The organism is Ensifer sp. PDNC004 (assembly GCF_016919405.1).
GTDB lineage: Bacteria > Pseudomonadota > Alphaproteobacteria > Rhizobiales > Rhizobiaceae > Ensifer.
In genome coordinates this window covers 3,069,567-3,095,681 of the sequence record NZ_CP070353.1, presented here as the reverse complement: position 1 = coordinate 3,095,681, position 26,115 = coordinate 3,069,567, and the positions used below count along the sequence as shown (strand labels likewise).

28 protein-coding genes are annotated in these 26,115 nt (G+C 63.4%); 11 read left to right on the top strand and 17 right to left on the bottom strand.

From position 1 onward, the window contains the following. Positions 1-97: 97 nt before the first annotated feature. Positions 98-781, bottom strand: coding sequence for a response regulator transcription factor (locus JVX98_RS23240; RefSeq protein ID WP_034802783.1), 684 nt, complete (start codon positions 779-781; stop codon positions 98-100). A gap of 143 nt (positions 782-924) precedes the next feature. Here JVX98_RS23240 and JVX98_RS23235 point away from each other — a divergent pair, with 143 nt between their 5' ends. Then, the gene (locus JVX98_RS23235) at positions 925-1,473 is read left to right on the top strand and encodes a L,D-transpeptidase (RefSeq protein WP_192451116.1); all 549 of its coding nucleotides are present in this window, start codon (positions 925-927) and stop codon (positions 1,471-1,473) included. A gap of 18 nt (positions 1,474-1,491) precedes the next feature. Here the strand turns inward: JVX98_RS23235 and JVX98_RS23230 are convergent, their stop codons facing one another. From JVX98_RS23230 to rplS, 5 genes are all read right to left on the bottom strand, one after another. Further along, entirely contained in the window at positions 1,492-2,028 is a 537-nt protein-coding gene (locus JVX98_RS23230) for a histidine phosphatase family protein (RefSeq protein WP_205237536.1), read from the bottom strand. A gap of 128 nt (positions 2,029-2,156) precedes the next feature. Beyond that, entirely contained in the window at positions 2,157-3,566 is a 1,410-nt protein-coding gene (gene leuC / locus JVX98_RS23225; protein ID WP_043625634.1) for a 3-isopropylmalate dehydratase large subunit, read from the bottom strand. Positions 3,567-3,809: 243 nt separating this feature from the next. Further along, positions 3,810-4,631, bottom strand: coding sequence for an amino acid ABC transporter permease (locus JVX98_RS23220; protein ID WP_205237535.1), 822 nt, complete (start codon positions 4,629-4,631; stop codon positions 3,810-3,812). Between the two features lie 9 nt (positions 4,632-4,640). Further along, positions 4,641-5,450: a transporter substrate-binding domain-containing protein gene (locus JVX98_RS23215; RefSeq protein ID WP_205237534.1), complete on the bottom strand. Its 810-nt coding sequence runs from the start codon at positions 5,448-5,450 to the stop codon at positions 4,641-4,643. 125 nt (positions 5,451-5,575) lie between these two features. Further along, the gene (gene rplS, locus JVX98_RS23210) at positions 5,576-6,094 is read right to left on the bottom strand and encodes a 50S ribosomal protein L19 (protein WP_205237533.1); all 519 of its coding nucleotides are present in this window, start codon (positions 6,092-6,094) and stop codon (positions 5,576-5,578) included. A 326-nt stretch (positions 6,095-6,420) separates the two neighbouring features. Here rplS and JVX98_RS23205 point away from each other — a divergent pair, with 326 nt between their 5' ends. Further along, positions 6,421-7,167 (top strand): sulfite exporter TauE/SafE family protein, encoded by a 747-nt coding sequence (locus JVX98_RS23205; RefSeq protein WP_205237532.1) that lies wholly within the window; start codon positions 6,421-6,423, stop codon positions 7,165-7,167. On the opposite strand, the gene trmD is transcribed toward JVX98_RS23205, so the two are convergent. From trmD to JVX98_RS23175, 6 genes are all read right to left on the bottom strand, one after another. Beyond that, positions 7,149-7,841: a tRNA (guanosine(37)-N1)-methyltransferase TrmD gene (gene trmD / locus JVX98_RS23200; RefSeq protein ID WP_205237531.1), complete on the bottom strand. Its 693-nt coding sequence runs from the start codon at positions 7,839-7,841 to the stop codon at positions 7,149-7,151. The genes JVX98_RS23205 and trmD overlap by 19 nt on opposite strands. 9 nt (positions 7,842-7,850) lie before the next feature. Continuing rightward, a complete protein-coding gene (rimM, locus tag JVX98_RS23195) occupies positions 7,851-8,414 on the bottom strand; it encodes a ribosome maturation factor RimM (protein ID WP_043625617.1) in 564 nt (187 codons plus the stop codon). Positions 8,415-8,559: 145 nt separating this feature from the next. Then, the gene (gene rpsP / locus JVX98_RS23190; protein WP_043625614.1) at positions 8,560-8,922 is read right to left on the bottom strand and encodes a 30S ribosomal protein S16; all 363 of its coding nucleotides are present in this window, start codon (positions 8,920-8,922) and stop codon (positions 8,560-8,562) included. Positions 8,923-8,959: 37 nt separating this feature from the next. Continuing rightward, entirely contained in the window at positions 8,960-9,295 is a 336-nt protein-coding gene (locus tag JVX98_RS23185; protein WP_192451027.1) for a chorismate mutase, read from the bottom strand. Between the two features lie 13 nt (positions 9,296-9,308). Then, on the bottom strand, positions 9,309-10,874 hold the full coding sequence (gene ffh / locus JVX98_RS23180; protein WP_034803123.1) for a signal recognition particle protein: 1,566 nt from the start codon (positions 10,872-10,874) through the stop codon (positions 9,309-9,311). A gap of 255 nt (positions 10,875-11,129) precedes the next feature. Continuing rightward, positions 11,130-11,612 (bottom strand): MarR family winged helix-turn-helix transcriptional regulator, encoded by a 483-nt coding sequence (locus JVX98_RS23175; protein ID WP_192451029.1) that lies wholly within the window; start codon positions 11,610-11,612, stop codon positions 11,130-11,132. A gap of 78 nt (positions 11,613-11,690) precedes the next feature. Here JVX98_RS23175 and JVX98_RS23170 point away from each other — a divergent pair, with 78 nt between their 5' ends. The 6 genes from JVX98_RS23170 (at position 11,691) to JVX98_RS23145 (ending at position 18,116) form a co-directional block, all read left to right on the top strand. Next, positions 11,691-12,704, top strand: a complete 1,014-nt coding sequence (locus tag JVX98_RS23170) for an MBL fold metallo-hydrolase (protein ID WP_205237530.1) — start codon at positions 11,691-11,693, stop codon at positions 12,702-12,704. A 92-nt stretch (positions 12,705-12,796) separates the two neighbouring features. After that, the gene (gene dapF, locus JVX98_RS23165) at positions 12,797-13,708 is read left to right on the top strand and encodes a diaminopimelate epimerase (protein ID WP_205237529.1); all 912 of its coding nucleotides are present in this window, start codon (positions 12,797-12,799) and stop codon (positions 13,706-13,708) included. Continuing rightward, entirely contained in the window at positions 13,705-14,979 is a 1,275-nt protein-coding gene (gene mtaB, locus JVX98_RS23160; RefSeq protein ID WP_205237528.1) for a tRNA (N(6)-L-threonylcarbamoyladenosine(37)-C(2))-methylthiotransferase MtaB, read from the top strand. Before dapF ends, mtaB begins: the two co-directional genes overlap by 4 nt. 18 nt (positions 14,980-14,997) lie before the next feature. Then, positions 14,998-16,785: a signal recognition particle-docking protein FtsY gene (gene ftsY, locus JVX98_RS23155; RefSeq protein WP_205237527.1), complete on the top strand. Its 1,788-nt coding sequence runs from the start codon at positions 14,998-15,000 to the stop codon at positions 16,783-16,785. Positions 16,786-16,893: 108 nt separating this feature from the next. Beyond that, entirely contained in the window at positions 16,894-17,526 is a 633-nt protein-coding gene (locus JVX98_RS23150) for a septation protein A (protein ID WP_156134322.1), read from the top strand. A 5-nt stretch (positions 17,527-17,531) separates the two neighbouring features. After that, a complete protein-coding gene (locus JVX98_RS23145) occupies positions 17,532-18,116 on the top strand; it encodes a DUF2585 domain-containing protein (RefSeq protein WP_205239506.1) in 585 nt (194 codons plus the stop codon). Between the two features lie 158 nt (positions 18,117-18,274). On the opposite strand, the gene JVX98_RS23140 is transcribed toward JVX98_RS23145, so the two are convergent. From JVX98_RS23140 to ccmA, 5 genes are all read right to left on the bottom strand, one after another. Further along, positions 18,275-18,883 (bottom strand): DsbE family thiol:disulfide interchange protein, encoded by a 609-nt coding sequence (locus JVX98_RS23140; protein ID WP_205237526.1) that lies wholly within the window; start codon positions 18,881-18,883, stop codon positions 18,275-18,277. Beyond that, positions 18,880-19,056: a heme exporter protein CcmD gene (gene ccmD / locus JVX98_RS23135; protein WP_192451035.1), complete on the bottom strand. Its 177-nt coding sequence runs from the start codon at positions 19,054-19,056 to the stop codon at positions 18,880-18,882. Before ccmD ends, JVX98_RS23140 begins: the two co-directional genes overlap by 4 nt. Next, positions 19,053-19,823 carry a heme ABC transporter permease gene (locus JVX98_RS23130; protein WP_205237525.1) on the bottom strand — a complete coding sequence of 257 codons (771 nt, stop codon included), beginning with the start codon at positions 19,821-19,823 and terminating at the stop codon, positions 19,053-19,055. The genes ccmD and JVX98_RS23130 overlap by 4 nt, the downstream gene beginning before the upstream one ends. A gap of 164 nt (positions 19,824-19,987) precedes the next feature. Then, the gene (ccmB, locus tag JVX98_RS23125) at positions 19,988-20,647 is read right to left on the bottom strand and encodes a heme exporter protein CcmB (RefSeq protein ID WP_192451037.1); all 660 of its coding nucleotides are present in this window, start codon (positions 20,645-20,647) and stop codon (positions 19,988-19,990) included. A 63-nt stretch (positions 20,648-20,710) separates the two neighbouring features. Then, positions 20,711-21,361, bottom strand: a complete 651-nt coding sequence (gene ccmA / locus JVX98_RS23120; protein WP_192451038.1) for a heme ABC exporter ATP-binding protein CcmA — start codon at positions 21,359-21,361, stop codon at positions 20,711-20,713. Between the two features lie 270 nt (positions 21,362-21,631). On the opposite strand from ccmA, the gene acnA reads away from it, so the two are divergent. From acnA to JVX98_RS23105, 3 genes are all read left to right on the top strand, one after another. Further along, a complete protein-coding gene (gene acnA, locus JVX98_RS23115) occupies positions 21,632-24,322 on the top strand; it encodes an aconitate hydratase AcnA (protein ID WP_192451040.1) in 2,691 nt (896 codons plus the stop codon). Positions 24,323-24,527: 205 nt separating this feature from the next. Beyond that, complete coding sequence (locus tag JVX98_RS23110) at positions 24,528-25,301, top strand: thioredoxin family protein (RefSeq protein ID WP_205237524.1); 774 nt, start codon at positions 24,528-24,530, stop codon at positions 25,299-25,301. 314 nt (positions 25,302-25,615) lie between these two features. Continuing rightward, positions 25,616-26,020 (top strand): DUF2794 domain-containing protein, encoded by a 405-nt coding sequence (locus JVX98_RS23105; protein WP_034802844.1) that lies wholly within the window; start codon positions 25,616-25,618, stop codon positions 26,018-26,020. The last annotated feature ends 95 nt before the right edge of the window (positions 26,021-26,115 follow it).

Here is a 26,115-nt window from a genome sequence, read left to right as displayed (position 1 = left end):
GTTGGTGCCGGCCTAGACCGGATCGCGCACGCAACCCATGCAAACAGCAGTCTACGGAGAACGCGCGAGAATCGGTTTTCCACCCTGCGCATTCCGGCTACGGAACGATCTTGTAGCCGCCGTTCTCTGTCACCAAAATCTCGGCATTGGAAGGGTCCCGCTCGATTTTCTGGCGCAGACGATAGACGTGGGTTTCGAGCGTATGGGTGGTCACGCCGGAATTGTAGCCCCAGACCTCTTCCAGGAGCACGTCGCGCGTCACCACCTTCTGGTCGGCGCGGTAGAGATAGCGGATGATCGCCGCTTCCTTCTCGGTCAGCCGGATCTTCTGGCCGTTTTCGAGCGTCAGCAGCTTCTGGCTGGGCTTGAACGTATAGGGCCCGACGCTGAAGGTCGCGTCCTCGCTTTGCTCGTGCTGGCGCAGCTGCGCGCGGATGCGGGCGAGCAGCACGGCGAAACGGAATGGCTTCGTCACATAATCGTTGGCGCCGGCCTCGAGACCGAGGATCGTATCGGAATCGGTATCGTGGCCGGTCAGCATGATGATCGGCGCCTTGAAGCCGCCCTTGCGCAGCAGCTTCACCGCCTCGCGGCCGTCCATGTCCGGCAGGCCGACATCCATGATCAACAGGTCCACCTGCTGGGCACGCGCCGTCTGGATGCCCTTGCCGGCAGTCGCTTCCTGGATGAGGTCGAATTCCTCGTAGAGCGAGAGCTGCTCGACCAGGGTCTCGCGCAGGTCATTGTCGTCATCGACAAGAAGAATGGTACGGGTCGCCATGGGACAATTCCTGTTTGCTTCCGTTTTCAAACTAGCTCAAATGCCTGTGTTGGCAAGCGAACCAGCGTTGCTACGTCTTTATATCCGTAACCGTGCTTATGGTGCCCCCCAAATCACGGGCAAAGCAAAAATCCGTGAGAATGATGCGCAAGAAAACGTCGGGAAGAAGACCAGCCAAATCTGTCATCACCGTGCGCGCCGCACCGCGCGATCGCAAGCGGGCGCTCGTCTCGTTCGACGGCCGCGTCGAGCACGCCGCCATCGGGCGAAGCGGCATTACCAGCCTGAAGCGCGAGGGCGATGGCGCCACGCCACGCGCGGCGATGAAGCTGATCGGCGGCTATGTCAGGCGCGACCGGCTCTTGCTACCACCGACGCCGCTGCCGACCCGGACCACCCGCACGGGCATGCTCTGGTGCGACGCGGCGCGCCACGCGCTCTACAATCGCCCGGTCAAGGCGCCCTTCCAGCCGAGCCATGAGGAGATGATGCGTGACGACGGGCTCTACGACATCTGCCTGGTGATGGACTGGAACCTTCTCGCGCGCCGGCGAAATGCCGGTTCGGCGATCTTCTTCCACCTGATCCGGCCGGGCTACGAGCCGACGCAGGGCTGCGTCGCCGTCAGCCTGCCCGCGATGCGCCGGCTGATCCCGCATATGCGCCGCGGCACCGTCGTGAAGGTAATCTGACCTCGACGTCCGATCGGCTCAATCGAGCGAACGCGGCGTCACGAAGCGCGCCAGCCTGGCCCCGCCGGACAAAAGCTCGCGCCAGCCTGTCGCTTCGAATTCAAGGACGGCAAGAGCTGCCGTCGGAAACTTGTCCGCCATGCGCATGCGCAGATCCGCATCGCCGGATCCGACGAGCTCGTGCGCCAGGTCCTCCATGCCGGGGTTGTGGCCGACGATCAGCAGTGTTCTGATGGCCGGGTCGGTTGCGCGCAGGACACTGAGGATCTGCGCGGCGCCCACCTCGTAGATCGCCCGGGTATTTTCGACCGCGATGCCGGGCGGCAGGGCGGCAGATACCAGCTTCCAGGTCTCCTGCGCCCGTTTCGCCGTCGAGACGAGGGCGAGATCCGGCACAAGCGCATGCCGCGCCATGTAGCCCCCCATCAGTGGCGCCGACTTGCGGCCGCGCTCGCCGAGCGGCCGGTTGATGTCGGCGACGCCATCCGGCCAAGCGGACTTGGCATGGCGCAACAGCAGCAGACGGTAGCGCTGAACAGGCAGATCTTCGCTCATCCCATCCTTCTCCCAAGATGCCTCCGCCAGATAGCTTAGCGCATTTCCGGCGCACAGGTGGGGAGAGCCCAAATAAAAAAGGCCGCCCCGAAGGGCGGCCATCAACGCCGGACAAGCTCAAGTCCGGCTTATTTCCATTCGCGGATATCGACGAAGTGACCGGCGACCGCAGCCGCTGCCGCCATGGCCGGCGAGACCAGATGCGTGCGACCCTTGAAGCCCTGACGGCCTTCGAAGTTGCGGTTCGAGGTGGAGGCGCAGCGCTCGCCCGGCTTCAGACGGTCGTCGTTCATCGCCAGGCACATGGAGCAGCCCGGCTCGCGCCAGTCGAAACCGGCTTCCTTGAAGATCTTGTCGAGACCTTCGGCCTCGGCCTGTTCCTTCACGAGGCCGGAGCCCGGAACGATCATCGCCGAAACGGTCGAGGCGACCTTGCGGCCTTCGACCACCTCGGCCACGGCCCGGAGATCCTCGATGCGGCCGTTGGTGCACGAGCCGATGAAGACGCGATCGACGGCAATGTCGGTGATCTTCGTGCCCGGCTTCAGGCCCATATAGTCGAGCGCGCGCCACTTGGAGGCCCGCTTGTTCTCTTCCTGGATCTCGTCCGGATTGGGAACGATGCCCTGAACCGAGATGACGTCTTCCGGCGACGAGCCCCAGGAGACGATCGGCGGCAGGTTGGCGGCATCGAGCACGACGACGCGATCGTAGTGCGCGCCCTCGTCCGTGTGCAGCGTCTTCCAGTAGTCGAGCGCCATGTCCCAGGCCTTGCCCTTCGGAGCGCGCGGCTTGTCCTTGATGTAGTCGAACGTCGTTTCGTCAGGCGCGATCAGGCCGGCGCGGGCGCCGCCTTCGATCGTCATGTTGCAGATGGTCATGCGGCCTTCCATCGACAGCGAGCGGATCGCTTCGCCGGCAAATTCGATGACGTGGCCGGTGCCGCCGGCAGTGCCGATCTCGCCGATGATGGCGAGAATGATGTCCTTGGCGGTAACGCCCGGCGGCAGCTGGCCGTCGACGCGCACCAACATGTTCTTCGCCTTCTTCTGGATCAGCGTCTGGGTGGCGAGCACGTGCTCGACTTCCGACGTGCCGATGCCATGGGCCAGCGAACCGAAGGCGCCGTGCGTCGAGGTGTGGCTGTCGCCGCAGACGATCGTCATGCCCGGCAGGGTGAAGCCCTGCTCCGGGCCGACGATGTGCACGATGCCCTGGCGCTTGTCGTTTTCCGAGTAGTATTCGACGCCGAAGTCGGCTGCGTTCCTGGCGAGCGCCTCGACCTGGATGCGGCTTTCCTCGTTCTTGATGCCGAGGTGGCGGTCGGCCGAGGTCGGAACGTTATGGTCGACGACAGCGAGCGTCTTTTCCGGCGCGCGGACCTGGCGGCCGGCCATGCGCAGACCTTCGAAGGCCTGCGGACTCGTCACTTCGTGAACGAGGTGACGGTCGATGTAGAGAAGACAGGTGCCGTCGTCCTGTTCGTTGACCAGGTGATCGTCCCAGATCTTGTCATAGAGGGTACGCGGTGCGCTCATGGCGGTATATCCATCGAGTTTTCAAAAAAAGTAGGAAAGCCGGCGGCAAGGCGACCGGAAGCACTGATCAGGAGATCAGGATAGGCGGCTTGTAAGCGCCCCGTGGACGCGCGCAAAGAAGCGTGCCGGCAGGCGCTTGTGGTCCTGCAGCACGACGATTTTCTGCTCGCTACATCCGAATTTGGATTCCATGGCCGTGTTCATATCAATTTTCTGACAGGTCGGCAATTGCTGGAAGCGGACTCAGCGCTGCTCCGCGCGCCTGAGCCGCCGCTCCAGCCCCCGCAATCCCAGCGACAGACCGATGGTCAGCACGAGATAGACATAGGCAACGATCGAATAGGTCTCGAAGAAGCGAAAGGAGCCGGAGGCATAGACCTTGCCCATCTGCGTGATGTCGGCGACGCCGAGCACCGAGACGAGCGAACTGTCCTTGACCATGGCGATAAAATCGTTGCCAAGCGGCGGCAGGATCACGCGGATCGCCTGCGGAAAGATGACGAGACGAAAGCGCTGGTAGCGTGAAAGCCCGAGCGCCTTGGCGGCTTCGACCTGCCCCTTGTCTACCGAGAGGATACCCGCCCGGAACACTTCGGCGATGAACGCAGAATAGCCGATCATCAGCGCCAGGATCGCCCGCCACATCAATGAGATGTCGCGCACGACAACCGGCTCCATCCAGCCGGCGCTAATCAGCGGTGCTGAGATGAAATTGGCAGCGACGACGAGCCCCGGCGCGCCGACGAAGGCAATGTAGAACAGAAGCACCAGGATCGGCACGCCGCGGATCACTTCCGTATAGAAGCGGGCGATCTGCCGAAGGGACGAGTGCTCGGAGAGCGCCATCAGCGCGATGCCGAGGCCGAGCGTCGTCGCCAGCACGAAGCCCATGAGGGTCACGAAGACGGTGACGCCAAGGCCCTTGAAGACGACGGTGAAGACTTCCGAGAAGATGTCATTGCTGATGATCACGGCGGCGAGCGCCACTGCGATCACAACAAGGGCGACCAACCACCAGGGATAGTCGCCCTTGCCGGACATGACTGAAAATTGTGGAGCGGCCATAGCCTGCTATCAGCCGCCCATCTTGTATTCGAGGAACCACTTCTTATCGAGGGCGTCGAAAGTGCCGTCTTCCTTCAGCGCCTTGATCGCGGCGTTGACCGGGGCAACGAGATCCGAGCCCTTCGGGAAGATGAAGCCGAAATCCTCGGTGCCGAGCGGTCCGCCGACGACCTTGAGCTTTCCTTCGGAGGAATCGACATAGCCCTTGGCGGCGACGCTGTCGGTCAGAACCACGTCGACGTCGCCGGCCTTCAAAGCCTGCACGGTCGCGCCAAACGTCTCGAACAGCTTGATGCGCGGGTTCTGCTCGTTGCCGTCGAGCATTTCGTAGACGGCGGTGTAGAACGGCGAGGTGCCCGGCTGCGCGCCGACGAGGCCGTCGGCAAAGGCGCCGAAGCTCTTGCCGTCGTTGAAGCGAACCTCGTCGCTGCGCACCAGCATGAACTGCTGCGAGCGCATGTAGGGGTCCGAAAAGTCGACCTTTTCCTTGCGATCGTCCTTGATGGTGATGCCGGTCATGCCGATCTGGTACTGGCCGTCATGCACCGCCTGGATCATCGCGTCCCAGCTGGTGTTCTGGTATTCGACCTTGAAATTCAACCGCTTGGCGATCTCGTTCATCGCGTCGTATTCCCAGCCCTTGGCTTCGCCGGACTTCGGATCGACGAACTGCAGCGGCGGGTAGGCGTTTTCCGTGACGACGACAACCGTCTTGCCGCCGAGGTCCGGCAGGTCGCTGGCAACGGCCGGTGCAGAGAATGCGAAAGGAACGGCAAGTGCAGCTGCGATGCCCGCAAGCACGTGGCGACGGATTGTCATTGGAGGGCTCCCGAAAATTGTGGCAGCGGAAAATGTCACAAATTCCATCGGAAAGACAAGCGGATAGTACCAAAAAAGAAAGGCGGCCGAGGCCGCCTTTCCAACAATCCGAAAGGATTGAAAACTTATTCTGCTGCGGCTTCCGCTGCTGCCGTTGCTTCGGCAGCTTCGGCTGCTGCCTTCTCGGCGGCGAGCGCCTGAGCTGCTGCAACCTTTTCAGCCTCGATGCGTGCCTTTTCCTCGGCAATCGCCTGACGCTCGGCTTCGTTCAGCTTGCGGGCGCGCGTGCCGGTGTTCTCGACGATACGAGCCGACTTGCCGCGACGGTCACGCAGGTAGTAGAGCTTGGCGCGACGCACCTTACCACGGCGAACCACTTCGACGCTCTCGACGAGCGGGGAGTAAACCGGGAATACGCGCTCGACGCCTTCGCCGTAGGAGATCTTGCGAACGGTGAAGCTCTCGTTGATGCCGCCGCCCGAACGAGCGATGCAAACGCCTTCATAGGCCTGTACGCGGGTACGGTTGCCTTCGACAACGCGGACGTTGACGCGCAGCGTGTCGCCTGCGGAGAATTCCGGGAGCGTGCGCTTGGCGGCAATCTTGGCGGCCTGTTCGGCTTCCAGCTGCTGGATGATGTTCATCGGTCTAACCTTTCAAGTTCTTCTCAAACAGCCAGAGCGCTCTCGATGAACCTGTCGGACCAGCCTTCAGGTCTTGCCGGATACGGCAGGAGCGGATTCGCCATTCTTTGTTTTGGTCGACGGGCATGAAACCCGAACCGGGGCGGCACTTACACCAATCACACTGCCTTGTCATCCCTGAAGGCCATAATTTCTAAGGCATCCGCGCCAGGAAAGCCGAATTTATCAGAAAATGCGCAAACACACCCGGTGCGATTGTCCGATGCAACGGACTTGCGGCCGGCACAACCACCGGCTATCCCGAGCATGAGGGGTCGGGGGAGACCATGAACATCTTCGAAATACTCATGCTGTTTGCGGCCGGCTTCCTGTCCGGCGCCGTCAATGCCATCGCCGGCGGCGGAACGTTCCTGACCTTCGGGGCGATGACGCTTGGCGGGCTCTCGCCGATCGTCGCCAACGCGACTTCGTCGATCATCCAGTTCCCGGGCTATATCACCTCGGCGCTCGCCTATGCCAAGGAGATCCGGGCCGACAAACGCTATGCGATCCTGCTCGGGGTGATCTCGGCAATCGGCGGTCTTGCCGGTGCCCTATTGCTCATCTCGCTCTCCAACGCCTCCTTCCGCGCGCTTGTGCCCTGGCTGCTGCTGGCCGCAACGGCGATCTTCGCTGCCGGACCGCTCCTGAAACCCAAAGCCCGCGTCGACGAGCATGCGATCAATCCGGTCGGCATCGGCGCCCAGTTCGTCACCTCCATTTATGGCGGCTTCTTCGGCGCCGGCATGGGCATCATGATGCTGGCGGTGCTGGGGCTGGCGACCGGCGGCGGCTATCACCGGCTGAATGCGCTGAAGAACTTCATCTCGATCGTGATTGCCGCGATTGCCATCGTCGTCTTTGCCGCCGGTGGGGTCGTCTCCTGGCTGCATGCGGCGATCATGGTGCCGGGAGCCGCCCTTGGCGGCTACAGCGGCGTCTGGGCGGCAAGACGCGTGCCGCAAGCGGTCATCCGCGCGCTGGTCGTCGCCGTCGGCCTGCTGCTGGCAGCCTATTATTTCTTCACGGGCTGATCAAGAAGATCGGGCCGGCGCTCGGCGGTCAGCCGACGCGCCTCCGCTTCACGCCATTTGGCAATGGCGCCGTGATTGCCCGAGGTCAGCACCGCCGGGATTTCGCGGCCTTCGAAGACCTGCGGGCGGGTATAATGCGGGTGCTCCAGCAACCCGCCTTCGAAGCTCTCGTGCACGCCGGAAAGCTCGTTGCCCATCACACCCGGCAGGATGCGCACAACAGCATCGAGCAGCGTGAGCGCCGCCGGCTCGCCGCCCGAAAGAATATAGTCGCCTATGGAAACTTCCTCGAGGCCGCGGGCATCGATCACCCGCTGGTCGACGCCTTCGAAGCGGCCGCAAACGATGACGACGCCGGGGCCGGCGGCGAGTTCACGCACCCGCGCCTGTGTCAACGGTCGGCCGCGCGGGCTCATCAGCAATCGCGGCCGGTCGTCGTTCTCCGAGACACGATCGATCGCGCGCGCGAGCACATCGGCTTTGAGCACCATGCCGGCGCCACCGCCGGCCGGCGTGTCGTCGACGGTGCGGTGTTTGTCCTCGGCGAAATCGCGGATCTGCACCGGCTCGATCGACCATTGGCCACGCTCCAGCGCCTTGCCGGAAAGCGACGCGCCGAGATGGCCCGGAAACATTTCAGGATAGAGCGTCAGGATGGTGGCGCGAAACGTCATTGCCGCAGCTCACTTGCGCTTTGCGGAAAACGGGCTGCCCGGATCCTGGTCCTTGTCGTCCGAAAGGCCGGCGGCCACCGGGTCAACCAGCAGACGCCCGGCTTCCAGGTCGATCTCCAGCACCGACCATTCGGTAAAGGGGATCAGCACCGGACGTCGGCCCGGACCCTTCAGCTCGAGCAGGTCGCCGGCGCCGAAATCGAAGACGCCGCTGACTTTGCCGTAGCTCGTGCCATTGCCGTCGATCGCTTCCAGACCTTCGAGATCGGCATAGAAGAACTCATCCTCGTCGAGATCGTCATCGTGCAGGTTGTCGCGCTCGATGAACAGGTCGAGGCCGTTGAGCGCCTCGGCAGCGTTGCGATCATTGACGCCGCGAAAACGCACGATAACGACGTTCTTCGCCTCGCGGATTTCCAGCACCTCGAACACACGGCCGTCGGCGCTGTGCAGATTGCCATACTCTCCGAGCGCGGTCGGATCATCGGTAAAGGACTTGACCCTGACCTCGCCGCGCAAGCCCTGCGCCGCGCCGATCGTCGCCATCAGAACCGGGTTTTCGAGTTTGCTCATCGTCCGCGTCCGTTTCGGTATATCTCGGTGCACATAACGGAAAACGGGCGGCATGGAAATGCCACCCGTTTCCTTAAGTCACGGCCAGCCGGAAAGGTGCGTCGGCAGATGTCCGCCGATCACTCTCCAGACCGTTCGCCGGCTCTTATTCAGCAGCAGCAGCAGCGGCGTCTTCAGCCTTCTGCTTGGCTTCAGCAGCGCGCTCCTGGGCCTTCTTGCCCGGGACGCCCTTGGTCGGGTTGCTGCGAGCCGGACGCTTTGCGAGGCCAGCCTGGTCGAGGAAGCGCAGAACGCGGTCGGTCGGCTGGGCGCCCTGGGCGATCCAGTGGTTGACGCGCTCGGCGTCGAGCTCGACGCGCTTTTCGTCGTCCTTGCCGAGCATCGGGTTCCACGAGCCGATCTTCTCGAGGAAGCGGCCGTCACGCGGGCTGCGGGCGTCGGCAACAACGATCTGGTAGTAAGGACGCTTCTTGGAACCGCCACGGGCGAGACGAATTTTCAGTGCCATTTGAGTAACTCCTTGCAGGCTTTCTTGACCGCTTCGTTCAAGCGGAATGGTTTGTGCCGGCGGTGCCCGCGGAATGCGAGCGATCGGCGGCGATGGCTTCATGATGCCGGATGACTTCCTTGATGATGAAGTTCAGGAACTTCTCGGCGAAATCCGGATCCAGATTGGCATCCTTGGCCAGGCGGCGCAGGCGTTCGATCTGGTATTCTTCGCGCGCCGGGTCCGCCGGCGGCAGTTCGTGCTTGGCTTTCAGAACGCCGACTGCCTGGGTGCAGCGGAAGCGTTCAGCCAGCATGTGGACGAGCGCGGCATCGATGTTGTCGATCGACTGCCGGTAACCCGCCAATTCCTTTTTGATTTCGGGATCAATCATGTCTTAGCGATCCTCACTTCTTCTTCGGCAGGCCGGGAAGGCCGGGGAAGCCGCCACCGAGACCCGGAAGCTTGGCGCCGCCGAGGCCAGGCAGGCCACCGCCGCCAAGGCCAGGCATGCCGCCCGGCTTCAGACCGGCCGCTTCCGCCTGCTTCTGCAGGGCTTCGAGCTGCTTCGGGTCGAGCTTCGACAGATCGGGCATGCCACCGCCACCGAGGCCGCCAAGGCCCATCTTGTTGGCAAGGCCGCCCATCATCTGCTTCATCATGCCGCCTTTGCCCTTGCCGCCCATCATCTTCATCATGTCCGCCATCTGGCGGTGCATCTTCAGAAGCTTGTTGATGTCTGCGGCATCGGTGCCGGAACCGGCTGCGATGCGCTTCTTGCGCGAATGCTTGAGCAGGTCCGGGTTGGCGCGCTCGGCCTTGGTCATCGACGAGATGATGGCGAGCTGGCGCTTGAACAGGCTGTCGTCGAGGCCGGCGGCAGCCATCTTGTCCTTCATGCCGGCCATGCCGGGCATCAGGCCCATGATACCGCCCATGCCACCCATCTTCTGCATCTGGCCGAGCTGGTCGGCGAGGTCGTTCAGGTCGAACTTGCCCTTGGCCATCTTGGCGGCCATGGCGGCCGCCTTCTCGGCGTCGATGTTCTCGGCAGCCTTCTCGACGAGCGAGACGATGTCGCCCATGCCGAGAATACGGTCGGCGACGCGGCGGGGATGGAACTCTTCGAGTTCGCCCATCTTTTCGCCGACACCGATGAGCTTGATCGGCTTGCCGGTGACCGCGCGCATCGACAGCGCCGCACCGCCACGGCCATCGCCGTCCATACGGGTGAGCACGAGGCCGGTGATGCCGACGCGTTCGTCGAAGTTGCGGGCGAGGTTGACGGCGTCCTGACCGGTCAGCGCATCGGCGACGAGCAGGATCTCATGCGGATTGGACTTCCGCTTGATCTCCGCCATCTCGATCATCAGCGGCTCGTCGATATGGGTACGGCCGGCGGTGTCGAGGATGACGACGTCATGACCGCCGAGCTTGGCAGCCTGGACGGCGCGCGCGGCGATATCGGTCGGCGACTGGCCGGCGATAACAGGCAGCGTGTCGACGCCGGTCTGTACGCCGAGCTGGCGAAGCTGCTCCTGGGCTGCCGGACGACGCGTGTCGAGCGAAGCCATCAGGACCTTCTTCTTGTCCCTGGTCTTCATCCGGCTGGCGATCTTGCCGGTGGTCGTCGTCTTACCCGAGCCCTGCAGACCGACCATCATGATGACGACGGGCGCCGGCGCATTGAGGTCGATGGTGACGCCCTCGGAGCCAAGCATCTCAACGAGCTGGTCATGGACGATCTTGACGACCATCTGGCCGGGCTTGATCGACTTCAGGATCTCGGCACCGACGGCCTTTTCACGAACCTTTTCGGTGAAGGAGCGCACGACGTCGAGCGCGACGTCGGCTTCGAGCAACGCACGGCGAACCTCGCGGAGCGCAGCGGAAACATCGGCTTCCGACAATGCGCCGCGGCCGGTCAGTCCATTCAATATGGAACCAAGGCGGTCCTGGAGGCTCTCGAACATTCTCACTTCCTTCTGGTTTCCGGTGGCGATCAACTCGCCGGAAACGTGGGTTCCTTCGCGCGGAAAACAAGGCGCAAAGCCAAAAACCACCCGAGGGCGCCACGCGCTGTCGGGTGTTGACCTCCGGGTTCTCTTTATACCTTTACGGGACCCGGTCGGTGGCTTCGAAGACTTGAGCTTGCGAAGGAATTGGCGCGGATAAACAGGAAAGCGCGGCAAAAGTCAAGGACGGCAGGCAAATGAGGCACTTTCGCCTCAGAGCGCCTCGTCCTCATCGGCCTCGTCCAGTTCGCCGGCCAGCTGTTCGAAGGCGGTCGACACCCGCGTCATCACCCGAAGCGCGGCCACCACTTCGGTCTGGTTGATATCGCCGAGCAGGGCATGCAGCAACTCCACCTCGCGGCGATGGATCTCCTCGAACAGGTCGCGCCCGGCGGCGGTCGGCGCGCAAAAATAGGCGCGGCGATGCTCCGGATTCGGCCGTCTTTCCAGCAACGCCTTGTCTGTCAGCCCATTGACGATCCTGAGCACGAACTGCCGCTTCATCGACAGGCGACGCGCCGCCTCCGGCACCGTCAGCGGCGTTTCGTAAAAAAGTTCGAGAACCGCCCGCTCCGCCACTGATATGCCGGCACCATCGAGCATATGTTCTGCCGAGCGCTGCATATTGAGATGGATGGAGCGGACCAGCTTCAGGGTCTTGTAGAGACGTTCTTGCGGGTCGAATCGAACGAGCATGGAAACACGATAGCAATCCAGTTGCTGTCTTCAAGAATTTATTAAACCTTGACCTTTCAACCAAGGCGAACCGCCCGGATGAAGACACGCAATCCATACTACCAAGGTCCCGCCTCGGATCATTTCGACGGCACCCGCTTCTTCAACCCCGACGGCAAGCCGCCCAAAGGCGCCGCCGACCTGCTGCGCTGGCAGTTCGGCGGCGGCAAGGTCCGCTGGCCGGCAAACAATCCGAGCCCGTTTGCGCAGGTGAAACCCGAGGCAAGCGTCGAAGGCGAGCGCATGCGCGTGACGATGGTCGGCCATGCGACGCTGCTCATCCAGGTGCGTGGGTTCAACATCCTCACCGACCCCGTCTGGTCGCGCCGCGCCAGCCCCCTCACCTTCGCCGGCCCACAGCGCCACAATGCGCCTGGCATCGACCTCGACGACCTGCCGCCGATCGACATCGTGCTCGTCACCCACAATCACTACGATCACCTCGACGTCGAGACGCTGGCAGCCCTTCACGAGGAACATGCTCCCCGCATCATCACCCCCCTCGGCAACGACACGATCATCCGCCGCGCCGTTCCCGAGGCCGAAATCGACGTGGTCGACTGGGGCGACCGGCTGGAGTACAGCGATGACATCATCATCCATGCCGAGCCCTGCCACCACTGGTCGGCGCGCGGCTCGCGCGACCGGCGCATGGCGCTCTGGGCCGCCTTCGTGCTGGAGACTCCGGCCGGCAAGATCTACCACGTCGGCGATACGGGCTTTCACGACGGCATCAACTATCGGGCAGCCCGCGAAAAACACGGCGCCTTCCGGCTCGCCAACCTACCCTTCGGGGCCTACGAGCCGCGCTGGTTCATGCAGGACCAGCACCAGAACCCGGAGGAAGCCGTGCGCGGCATGGTCGATTGCGCCGCCGCCCATGTCGCCGGCCACCATTGGGGTACGTTTCGACTGACCGACGAAGGCGTCGAGGAGCCGCGACAGGCGCTGGAGCGGGCGCTCGATGCGGCCGGCATCGCCCGCAGCCGCTTCCGGCCGCTTCGCCCCGGCGAAATCTTCGATGTACCGACCGGCGGCGAGGGAGCCGAATAAAGGCGGCACTGGTATTTTCTGGGCTTTTCAGCCATATACAGGCCGAATGAAGGATGGCCCGCCCGGAGTGGGCCCGTTTGGACAATCGCGACATGACCGACAACGTGCAATTTGCCAGGATGAACGGGCTTGGAAACAAGATCCTCGTCGTTGACATGCGCGGTCGGAAGGATCGGGTGACGCCGGCGGCCGCGATCGCGCTCAATGCCGATCCGGCAACAGCCTTCGACCAGATCATGGCGATCCACGACCCCAAGGCTCAGGGCACCGACGCCTGGATCGATATCGTCAATTGCGACGGCTCCATGGCCCAGGCCTGCGGCAACGGCACACGCTGCGTCGTCCAGGCGCTGGCCGCCGAGACCGGCAAGAAGGCCTTCACCTTCCAGACGATCGCCGGCATCCTGAATGCAACGGAGCATGAAGACGGCACGATCTCGGTCGACATGGGCAAGCCGGTCTTTGCCTGGGACAAGATCCCGCTTGCCGAGGAATTTGCCGATACGAGCCGCATCGAACTGCAGATCGGCCCCATCGACAATCCCGTCCTGCATTCGCCCTCGGCCATGTCGATGGGCAATCCGCACGCCGTCTTCTGGGTCGACAAGGACCCGATGTCCTTCGATCTCGATCGTTTCGGCCCGCTGCTCGAAAACCATCCGATGTTTCCCGAGCGCGCCAACATCACGCTGGCGCAGGTGCTTTCGCCCTCGTCGCTGCGCACCCGCACCTGGGAACGCGGCGCCGGGTTGACGCTTGCCTGCGGTTCGGCGGCTTGCGCGGCTGCGGTCAGCGCCGCGCGCACCGGCCGCACCGGCCGCAAGGTGACGATCGACGTCGCCTCCGCCCCTGCCCCGGCAAAGCTGACCATCGAATGGCGTGAACACGACGATCATGTCGTCATGACGGGACCGGCCGAATGGGAATGGTCCGGCACGCTGAACCCGACGACCGGCACCTGGCAGCGCGACGCGGCCGAAGCCGGCGGAGCCCGGGCGCTTTGAGTGGCGTCGAGGTCATAACCTTCGGTTGCCGTCTCAATACCTACGAATCCGAAGTGATGCGGGCGGAAGCCGAGAAGGCGGGGCTGAACAACGCCATCCTCGTCAACACCTGCGCCGTCACCGGCGAGGCGGTGCGCCAGGCGCGCCAGGCGATCCGCCGCGCCCGTCGCGACAACCCGCATGCCCGCATCATCGTCACCGGCTGCGCCGCGCAGACCGAGAAGGAAACCTTTGCCGAAATGGCCGAGGTCGATGCCGTGCTCGGCAACGAGGAGAAGCTGAAGAGCGCCTCCTATCGTTCGCTGCCGGATTTCGGCGTCTCGGCGGAAGAGAAGCTGCGGGTCAACGACATCATGAGCGTGCGCGCCACAGCACCACAGATGGTCAAGCACATCGACGGCCATGTGCGTGCCTTCATCCAGGTGCAGAACGGCTGCGACCACCGCTGCACCTTCTGCATCATCCCCTATGGTCGCGGCAATTCCCGCTCCGTGCCGATGGGTGCTGTGGTCGACCAGGCGCGCAGACTGGTCGAAACGGGTTATTGCGAGATTGTGCTGACCGGCGTCGACGCGACGAGCTACGGCGCCGACCTACCGGGCACGCCGACGCTCGGGATGCTCGCCAAGACGCTCCTGAAGCAGGTACCGGAAATTCGCCGCCTGCGCCTTTCCTCGATCGACGGTATCGAGGCCGACAAGCACCTCTTCGACCTGATCGCCGACGAAGCACGCTTCATGCCGCACCTGCACCTGTCGCTGCAGCATGGCGACGATTTGATCCTGAAGCGCATGAAGCGTCGCCATTCGAGCGCCGACGCCCGCGCCTTTTCCGATCAGGTCCGCCGCCTGCGCCCGGAGATCAGCCTCGGCGCCGACATGATCGCCGGCTTCCCGACCGAAACCGAGGAGATGTTCGAAAATGCCGCGAGGCTGGCCGGGGACTGCGGGATCGCGCATCTGCACGTCTTCCCCTACAGCCCGCGTCCAGGCACGCCGGCGGCACGCATGCCGCAGCTCGACCGGGGCCTCGTCAAGGATCGTGCCGCTAGGCTTCGCGCCGTCGGCGCGATGCTCTACGCCCACCACCTCGACGGCATGGTCGGCAGCGAGCAGACGATCCTGGTCGAGAACAACGGGCTTGCCCACACACAAAACTTCACGCTCGTCGACGCGGTTGGCCTGACGCCCCGTGCGCTTGTCCCGGTCTCAATCACCGGCCACAATGGCAAGCATCTGACGATGCAGGTAAAACAAATGGCTGCGGCCTGATTTATGCGGAATTCCTGAATGGCAATGGGTTTCATCAAGAGGATCTTCACCTTCGGCAAGGGCGCGGTGGAGGAAACGAAGCCGCCGGAAGGTGTGCCGGAGGAGACCATCGTCTCTGCGCCCGAAGCGGAACAGCCGTCTCCGCCGTCCACGGAAAGTCCCGAAGCGGCCGCCCCCGTCGTTCAGGCAGAGGTCGAAGAGAGCTCGGAAGCTGCTTTCGAACCGCCCGTCGAGATCGAGACCTTGCCACTCTCCGACAGCGATCCTGTGCTGGAAGCCGAGATCGAGACCGCCGGCGGCCCGGCTTCGGATGATGCCGAGGAACTGGCGCGTGACGATGCCGCCCCGGTCGAGGCTGAGGTAACACCAGCCGAGACCGAGACCGAGATACCCCGCTCTGTTTCTTCGGGACATCTCCCCCACAAGAAGGGAGAGCCGACGGAGGCCGAGGCTGCGGCAGAAGAAGCGGTAGCAGCTACCGAGACTGCGGAACCAGTTGCCAGCGAAAGCCCGGCAACCGAGGAAGACACGCTCGCAGCCGCTCACGCGGAGACCATCGAAAACACCGCGGACACGTTGCCAGCCGACGCCAACGATGTCGAAGTGGAAGCAACGACCGAAACGCTCGCTTCCGAGCTCGAGAGCGAGCCCAGCGCAATCTCCCCCCCTGTCGAGGAGATGCCCGACAGGGCAGAGGGGGATGAAGCCGCAGCCGCAGCGCTCCGCGAGAGCGTCGAGACCGCGGAGACCGACACGGCAGGAGCGGCCGAAACCCCATCGACCGAGACAACCGAGGCCGAGCCCACTGCCGCCTCCGCTCTCCCCAAAGGCTTCTCGGCCAGCGAGCGCAAGCCCAAGGAAGAACCCGTCGCCGCGCCGAAGGAAAAGCTCAGCTGGTACCAGCGCCTGCGCCGCGGCCTTGCGCGCACCTCGTCGCAACTGACCGGCCAGATCGCCAGCCTGTTCACCAAGCGCAAGCTCGACGAAGCGACGTTGCAGGACCTCGAAGACCTGCTGATCCAGGCCGACCTCGGCGTCGAAACCGCGATGCGCATCACCGACACGCTCGCCTCGGAACGCTACGGCAAGGATGTCTCGGGCGAGGACGTTTCGCGCATCATGGCCGGCGAGATCACCAAGGTGCTTTCGCCCGTCGCCAAGCCGCTGGAACTCGATCTCAGCCACAAGCCGCACGTCATCCTTGTGGTCGGCGTCAACGGCACCGGCAAGACCACGACGATCGGCAAGCTCGCCGCCAAGCTTTCCGGCGCGGGCCTGAAGGTCATGCTCGCCGCCGGCGACACCTTCCGGGCCGCCGCGATCGAGCAGCTGAAGATCTGGGCCGAGCGCACCAACTCCGAAATCGTTTCCTCCAAACTCGGCGCCGACGCCGCTGGCCTCGCCTATGAAGCCTTCCAGCAGGCGCGCGAGAAGAAGTCCGACGTGCTGATCATCGACACGGCCGGCCGCCTGCAGAACAAGGCGGAGCTGATGGCCGAACTCGAAAAGATCGTGCGCGTGCTCGGCAAGCTCGATCCGGATGCGCCGCACACCGTGCTGCAGACGCTCGACGCCACCACCGGCCAGAACGCGCTGCAGCAGGTCGAGATCTTCCGCAACGTCGCCGGCGTCAGTGGACTGATCATGACCAAGCTGGACGGCACGGCGCGCGGCGGCATCCTCGTGGCCATCTCTGCCAAGCACAAGCTGCCGGTCTATTTCATCGGTGTCGGCGAAGGCATCGACGATCTCGAACCCTTCGAAGCCAAGGATTTTGCCGAGGCGATCGCCGGCGTTGCCGCCTGACGGGGCGATCGGGCCCGCGCGTAGTTGCGCCGGCCCGTTGCCTTGATATGGTTTTGCCGCAAAGCTGGTGTTATGAGCAGCAGGTACATGCAGAAACAGGACCCCCAGATGTCGTCGATCGAGGCTTCCAAGCCGCAGAAGGAAGTCAGCCCCTTGCTCAAGATGGTGCTGGAGCTTGGGCCGCTGATGGTCTTCTTCTTTGCCAACTCGCGCGGCGAATGGCTGGCCGGGCATTTTCCGGCGCTTGCCGAGCTCGGCGGTCCGATCTTCATCGCCACCGGCCTCTTCATGGCCGCGACCGCGATCGCGCTTGCCGTCTCCTGGGTGCTGACCCGCACCCTGCCGATGATGCCGCTGATTTCGGGCATCGTCGTCTTCGTCTTCGGCGCGCTGACGCTCTGGCTGCAGAACGACACCTTCATCAAGATGAAGCCGACGATCGTCAACACGCTGTTCGGCGCGATCCTGCTCGGCGGCCTGCTGTTCGGCAAGTCGCTGCTCGGCTACGTCTTCCACTCCGCCTTCAAGCTCGACGAGGCCGGCTGGCGCAAGCTGACGCTGCGCTGGGGCGTGTTCTTCCTGTTCCTGGCTGTGCTCAACGAAGTGGTCTGGCGCTCGTTCTCGACCGATTTCTGGGTCGCCTTCAAGGTCTGGGGCACGATGCCGATCACCATTCTGTTCACGCTCGCCCAGATGCCGCTGATCATGAAGCACTCGCTTGACCAGGAGAACGCCGAGTGAGCACGATGCTCGAGGAGAATGACAGCCGCAATCGGCACGCACTCCTCTGGCTCGCCGCCTGTCTTGCTGTTCTCGTCATCCAGATCATCACCCAGCATCTGATGGGTCGTCTCTGGATCTGCGAATGCGGCTACGTCAAACTGTTCGAGCCGGTCGCCAAATCCAGCGGCAACTCTCAGCACATCGCCGACTGGTACACGCCGTCGCACATCATCCACGGCTTCCTGTTCTACGGCCTCGGCCATCTGCTCCTGCGCGGCAGGCCGCTGACGGCAAAACTCTTCCTTGGGACCGTGATCGAATCCGCCTGGGAGATCGCCGAAAACACGCCGATGGTGATCAACCGCTACCGCTCGGCAACGATCTCGCTCGACTATTTCGGCGACAGCATCCTGAATTCGACGATGGATACGCTGGCCATGGCGGCCGGCTTCCTGTTTGCCGCCCGCATGCCGGTCTGGCTGACCGTGACGGTCGCCATCGTCTTCGAGCTCTTCACCGGCTGGCTGATCCGAGACAACCTCACGCTCAACGTGCTGATGCTCGTCTGGCCGTTGGATGCGGTCCGGGATTGGCAGGCAGGGATCTAGCCGAGTTCGCCCGGCGGCGTTGCGGCCCACATCCGCGCGGATGATTTGCCTCTCATTCCGCGCCCCGACCTTTTGCTTACAAGCGGGGAGAAGATGCCGGCAGGCGGATGAGGAACAATACCCTCACCGTCCGAATCAAGAGCCAATGCCGGGAGCGGTTACGAACCCGCAGTCGCCTTCTCGATCGCCGGCAGCAGACCGGTTTTCACGCTGTTTTCGTCGAACGGGCCGACGCGCTTGTAGAGGATCGTGCCGTCAGCGCCGACGAGATAGGACTCCGGAATACCGTAGACGCCCCAGTCGATCGCCGCCTTGCCGCGCGGATCGACGCCGATGGCTGAGAAGGGATTGCCGAGCTCACCGAGGAACCTGAGCGCGTTTTCGTTCTGGTCCTTGTAGTTGATGCCGACGACGGTCAGCCGCGGATCCTTCGACAGTTCCAGGATAAAGGGGTGCTCCTGCCGGCACGGCACACACCAGGAGGCCCAGACGTTGACGAGCGTCAGCTTGCCCTTGATCGCCTGATCGGTCAAAGCCGGCATCGGCTGGCCGTCACGGGTCGCGCCTTCGAGCACCGGCATGTCGAGCTTCGGGGCCTTGGTGCCGATCAGCGCCGAGGGGATTTCGCTCACGTCCTTGCCGGAGTTGAGCTGGCTCCAGAAGATCGCTGCAAGCCCGGCGAAGATGATCAGCGGCAACGCCGCCAGCACGAAGCGCATCGGCCCGGGCTTGCGCTCCTCTCCGCGCGGAGCGGGGATGTTTCTCATGGCGTTTCTCCCGGGCCCTGACCGGCCGAGCGTCGGCGAATGCCGGAAGCCTCGAGTTCAGCCAGTTCGCGACGGCGGGCGCGACCGTCGAGGACGACCCAGGCGATCAGCCCGAGCACCGTCAGCGTCGCAATCCCGTAGCTCGTAAAGACGTAGGCGGCGTGGCTCATCATTTCGTGCGGGCTCCCCGGCCGGCCGCACGCGCGGCAAGCCGCCTCAGCGCGATCACGCGCCGGCGCAGGATCTCGTTGCGCATGGCGGCGATGTGCAGCGTGAAGAACAGCAGCGTAAATGCGATCGCCATCACGATCAGCGGTCGCAGGAACTCCGGATCGATCGTCGGCCCGTCGAGCCGCATGACGCTCGCCGGCTGGTGCAGCGTGTTCCACCATTCGACCGAGAACTTGATGATCGGGATGTTGACGAAGCCGACCAGGACCAGAATGGCCGAAACCTTGGAGGACCGGGCGGGATCGTCGATCGCGCGGTTGAGCGCCATCAACCCGAGATACATGAGAAACAGCACGAAGACCGAGGTCAGCCGCGCGTCCCAGACCCACCAGGTGCCCCACATCGGCTTGCCCCAGAGCGAGCCGGTGACGAGCGCCAGGAAGGTGAAACAGGCACCGATCGGCGCTGCTGCGCGCGAGGAGACGTCGGCAAGCGGATGGCGCCAGACGAGCGTACCGAGGGCGGCGAGCGCCATCACCGAATAACACATCATCGACAGCCAGGCGGCCGGCACGTGCACATACATGATGCGCACCGTCTCGCCCTGCTGGTAGTCGCCTTCCGTCGTGAAGGAAAGCCAGAGGCCGGCAACGAAGAACAGCGCCGTCAGCCCGGCGAGCCAGGGCAGCAGACGGTCGGCCAGCGCCAGGAACCGCGTCGGGTTGGCGAGATCGCTGAATTTGCGGATGGCCAGGCTGTTTTCGCTCATGTTGGCTCTTTAACGCTTAAGGCGCCCGGCTGCAATTGATCCGCGTCAATCGCCCGATCACGATCGAGTTGGAGCGCGGACCATAAATGTGTTCGATCTGAACAGTTTAGCGCCAAATCCATGGGAACGCCGCAAACACTTTCGCCCGTTCTGGCGCGATTGCGTCAATCGGACGCGTGCCGAAGGGCGGCAGCGGCGGCGACCGGGCCGATGACGGCGAAGAACAGGGTGATCGCCGCAAGGATCATCAATGGCGGCAGGAACGGGGCCGGATCCTCGATCGCCGCATAGACGGCGCTGACACCGAAGATCAGCACCGGGATCGCCAGCGGCAGCACCAGGATCGATACCAGCAGCCCCCCACGCGGCAGCGACACGGCAACGGCAGCACCCACTGCACCGATGAAGGTGATCGCCGGCGTGCCGATCAGAAGCGTCAGCATGGTGGCGCCGATGGCGATCTCGCTCATGTTCATGAAGAGCCCGAGCAACGGCGAGGCGATCACCAGCGGCAGGCCGGTCGCCGCCCAATGGGCCGCGCATTTGACGAAGACGGTGGCAAGCAGCGGCGTTTCCTGCATCAGCATCAGGTCGAGCGAGCCGTCGTCGCGCTCGGCCTGGAACAGCCGGTCGAGTCCGAGCAGCGAGGCGAGCAGCGCCCCAATCCAGAGAATGGCGGGTCCGATGCGCGAAAGCAGGTTCAGGTCCGGACCGACGCCGAAGGGAATGACCGCCACCACCGTCATGAAAAAGAGCACGCCGATCATCGCCCCGCCGCCGGCGCGGATCGACAGCTTGAGATCGCGGAAGAAGAGCGCGATCATAGCGGCAGTGTCCGGCTGGGCACGGGCGCGTTTTCCGGCAATGGGCGTCCAGGCATCGCGTCCCTATGCATCATGCCAGTGGTCTCCCGCCAGATGCTCGAACCCCGTCATGTGCAGTTCCTTCGTGCGGTCGAGCCCGAGCGGCTGGTGGGTCGCCGCAATGACGATGCCGCCCTTGCCAAGATGCGCCTTCACCAGGTCGGCAAACAGCCGGTCGGCGCCGGCGTCAAGGGCTGCTGTCGGCTCGTCGAGGATCCAGATCGGCCGATAGGCAATGAGCAGCTTCGCCATCGCCATGCGCCGCTGCTGTCCGGCCGAGAGATAGCCGAAGGGCAGATGAGCGATATCCGGCAAGCCGACCGCTTCGACGGCCTCGGTGAGCGTCGCGCCCTTCCCTCCTGGTGAATCACCCATGAAGTCCCGCCAGAAGGAGAGATTTTCCGCGACGGTCAGTTCGCGCTTCATCGCGTTGCGGTGTCCGAGATAGTGGCTGATCTCGGATGGATGGGCTATTTCCGGGGGGGCATTCTCAAGTTTCAGATGCCCGCTTTCGGGCCTCAACAACCCCGCCAGAACCCGCAGCAAAGTCGACTTTCCCGACCCGTTCGGGCCTGTCACGACAAGGGCTTCGAAGGCGCCGAGAACAAAGGAAATATCGTTAAAAATCAGATCCTCACCGCGCTTCGCGCTCAACCCTTCAGCCATGAGGCGCATGAACTATCAGCTTCCCTTCACTCTCTTTGTCGCAGGGCAAAAAAAGTCCCCTTTCGACCTTCGTTGCTCTGGCACGTTTTGGAGAAATTATCTATAAGGCGGCCAACACGCCAGCGGTCGGCGTGAATTTCATCCTAGCGCCGAACATGGAATGATTTTCCACGTACGGACAGCGGAAATGGCCGCACCCGCATCCCAATTCGCGCTTCACAGGCGCTCGGGCGTTCGTACGTCAGTTTTTGGCGATCAGACGGAACGGGGTATTATCCAGTGTCCAAGTCCCTAGATAGCTTCAATTGTCGCTCCACGCTCACCGTCAACGGTGTGGACTACGTCTATTACAGCCTGCCCAAGGCTGAGGCGAACGGTCTCGCCGGCGTATCCAAGCTTCCCTACTCGATGAAGGTTCTGCTCGAGAACCTGCTGCGCAACGAAGATGGCCGCTCCGTCACCAAGAAGGACATCGAGAACATTGCCGCCTGGCTCAACGACAAGGGCACGGCTGAAAACGAGATCGCCTACCGTCCGGCCCGCGTGCTGATGCAGGACTTCACCGGCGTTCCGGCCGTCGTCGACCTCGCCGCGATGCGCGACGCCATGGTCTCGCTCGGCGGCGACCCGGAGAAGATCAACCCGCTCGTTCCCGTCGACCTCGTCATCGACCACTCGGTCATCGTCGACGAATTCGGCACGCCGAACGCCTTTGCCCGCAACGTCGAACTCGAATACGAGCGCAACGGCGAGCGCTACCGCTTCCTGAAGTGGGGCCAGCAGGCATTCAAGAACTTCCGCGTCGTGCCTCCGGGCACCGGCATCTGTCACCAGGTCAATCTGGAGTATCTGGGCCAGACCGTCTGGACCCGTGAAGAAGATGGCGAGATCACCGCCTACCCGGATACCTGCGTCGGCACCGACAGCCACACCACCATGATCAACGGTCTCGGCGTTCTCGGCTGGGGCGTCGGCGGTATCGAGGCGGAAGCCGCGATGCTCGGCCAGCCGGTCTCCATGCTTCTGCCCGAGGTCATCGGCTTCAAGCTGACCGGCAAGCTCAAGGAAGGCGTTACCGCGACCGACCTCGTGCTCATGGTCGTCCAGATGCTGCGCAAGAAGGGCGTTGTCTCGAAGTTCGTCGAATTCTTCGGCCCGGGCCTCGACAACATGACGCTCGCCGACCGCGCCACCATCGGCAACATGGGCCCGGAATACGGCGCGACCTGCGGCTTCTTCCCGGTCGACAGCGAAACCATCAACTACCTCACCATGTCCGGCCGCGAAGAGAGCCGCATCGCTCTCGTCGAAGCCTATTCCAAGGCGCAGGGCATGTGGCGCGACGGTGACGGTTCCGAGCTCGTCTTCACCGACACGCTCGAACTCGACCTCGGCGACGTCGTTCCGGCCATGGCTGGTCCTAAGCGTCCGGAAGGCCGCATCCCGCTCGAAAACATCGCCTCGGGCTTCGCCACCGCACTTGAAGGCGACTACAAGAAGCCGGGCCAGCTTTCGAACCGCTACGCCGTCGAAGGCACCGATTTCGATCTCGGCCATGGCGACGTTGCCATCGCTGCGATCACGTCGTGCACCAACACCTCCAACCCGTCGGTCCTGATCGCTGCCGGCCTTCTCGCCCGCAACGCGGTCGCCAAGGGCCTGAAGTCCAAGCCGTGGGTCAAAACCTCGCTCGCACCGGGATCGCAGGTCGTCGGCGAATACCTCGCCAAGTCTGGCCTGCAGAAGGACCTCGACGCGCTCGGCTTCAACCTCGTCGGCTTCGGCTGCACGACCTGCATCGGCAACTCCGGCCCGCTGCCGGCGCCGATCTCGAAGACGATCAACGACAAGGGCCTGATCGCCGCCGGCGTTCTCTCGGGCAACCGTAACTTCGAAGGCCGTATCTCGCCGGACGTCCAGGCGAACTACCTCGCCTCGCCGCCGCTCGTCGTCGCCTACGCGCTTGCAGGTTCCGTCCAGAAGGACCTGACCAGCGAGCCGCTCGGCGAAGACAAGGACGGCAAGCCGGTCTTCCTCAAGGACATCTGGCCGACCTCCAAGGAAATCCAGGAGTTCATCTTCAAGTACGTCACCCGCGAACTCTACGCGACCAAGTACGCCGACGTGTTCAAGGGCGACGAAAACTGGCAGGCCGTTCAGGTTCCTCCGGGCCAGACCTACGCCTGGGACGATGGTTCGACCTACGTCCAGAACCCGCCCTACTTCGTCGGCATGGGCAAGTCCGGTTCGGGCATCTCCGACATCAAGGGCGCCCGCGTGCTTGGTCTCTTCGGCGACAAGATCACCACCGACCACATTTCGCCGGCCGGTTCGATCAAGGCTGCCTCGCCGGCTGGTGCCTACCTCATCGGTCATGGCGTCGGCGTTGCCGACTTCAACCAGTACGGTACGCGTCGTGGCAACCATGAGGTGATGATGCGCGGCACGTTTGCCAACATCCGCATCCGCAACCACATGCTCGGCCCGAACGGCAAGGAAGGTGGCTACACCATCCACTATCCGTCGAAGGAAGAGATGTCGATCTACGACGCCGCCATGCAGTACAAGGAAGAGGGCGTTCCGCTCGTCATCTTCGCCGGCGTCGAATACGGCAACGGCTCGTCGCGCGACTGGGCTGCCAAGGGCACCAACCTGCTCGGCGTCAAGGCCGTCATTGCGCAGTCCTTCGAGCGTATCCACCGCTCGAACCTCGTCGGCATGGGCGTCATTCCCTTCGTCTTCGAGGAAGGCACGACCTGGGAATCGCTGGGCCTCAAGGGCGATGAGATCGTCACCATCGAAAACCTCGCCAACGTACAGCCGCGCGAAAAGCGCGTTGCCAAGGTCACCTATGGCGACGGCAGCGTGAAGGACGTGCCGCTGGTCTGCCGTATCGATACGCTCGATGAAGTGACCTACGTCAACAACGGCGGCATCCTGCAGACGGTTCTGCGCGACCTCGCCGCTTAATCGCGCGAGCGCAGACAAGGCTCTGGAGCCGGGACGCCGACAGGCGCCCCGGCTCTTTCTTTGAGGTGCAACTGCCGCGATCCGGCTGCTGGATCGCACTCACTTGCCACCTCACTCCAACGTGACTTCCCGTTGATGCAGGGGCGTCGTATGTAGTGAACTCCCCCACAAGGAGTAGGCCGACGGCCGGTAACGAAGTGACGCCATGACATCCGCAGACCGTTCTTTCATTCGTCCTGTTGCGCTGGCTCTCGGGCTGCTCGCAGCCGCCACTACACCCGTCGTGGCGCAGGAGAAACAGGCGGTCAAGGGCGTTGTCGAACTGTTCACCAGCCAGGGCTGCTCGTCCTGTCCGCCGGCGGATGCGGCGCTGAAGTCGCTGGTCGACGAAGGCGATGTGGTGGCGCTCGCCTATCACGTCGACTACTGGAACTATCTCGGCTGGGCCGACACGCTGGCATCGAAGGAAAACACCGAGCGGCAATATGCCTATGCGCGCATGCTCGGTCGCAACGGCGTCTACACGCCGCAGGCGATCCTGAATGGCCGCGACCATTTGAACGGCGGCAACCTGCAGGCAATCAAGACGCGGCTGGAAACGATGAAGGCGGAAGGCAAGGGGCTTGCCGTTCCCGTCGACGCCAAGATCCTTGGTGAAGAAATCCAAATCACCGTCGGCAGCGGTATCGGCAAGGCCAATGTCGTCGTCGTCTATTTCGATCGCGCCAAGATCGTGAAGATGGAAAAGGGGGAAAACAGCGGCAAGGAAGTCCCCTATTGGCATGCGGTGCGTGACATTCAGACGATCGGCATGTGGGACGGCCAGCCTGCGACCTTCACGCTGCCGGCGACGGTGCTGACCGAGCGCCCCGGAAACAGCGGCTGCGCGATCCTGCTGCAATCGATGAAGGACAAGGAAACGCCGGGCGCCATCATCGGCGCTGCGGCCGTGCTCGCCGGCCCTCAGGGCAAATTGTAGGGACGGCGAAGCCCAAGGGGTTGGTTCGGCCCGGCAGCATCGAGGGGCTGGGGCTGAGGGTTCGAAGTTACCGGACCGAACCGGCCATAACTGCGTTCGGTGAACTCCCGCAGCATGACGATCTGACCGGACATACGGTGGCAACGACTCTGTCCGTCAGCGCCCGCGAGTTTTGCGATGAATTGGGGCGCCGGTTTGACTGAAATGGGGCAGAGGCAAGAAATGACCTCACCGTCCCATGGCTTCCGGCTTGCTTTTCGGCTCGTGTCAGGCACACTGTAATCGTTCTGTCACAACAGAAGGCCGGATTGCCGATGACCGATGAGCCGGATTTGCCGCAAGGCGAGGCGCGCCATCAGCGCGAGACCACTTCCGAAGTGGTCGTCGATCTTCACGAATACAAGAACGCCAAGAACGCTCCCCCCATCACTTTCCATCGCCGCGAACTGGACCAGATCCTGTGGGTCTACGGCCGCATGGTCGGCGAAGGCGAGTGGCGGGACTACGCCATCGACCACTTGAGGGACCGCGCGGTCTTCTCGGTGTTCAAGCGTTCGGGCGAAATGCCGCTCTACCGGATCGAGAAGAACCCGAAACTGGCCGCGAAACAGGGCGCCTATAGCGTGCTGAACATTCACGGCACGATCCTGAAACGCGGCCACGAGCTCGCCCAGGTGCTCAAGGTGTTCGACAAGGTGCTGAGGCTGGTGGAAACCTGACCACCCGGGAAAGGGTGCCATCAGGACGCACGCCGACGTCACAGGCGGCAACGGCCCGATTTGGCTACCGCGCTGCGAGCGCACTTCGCCGACCG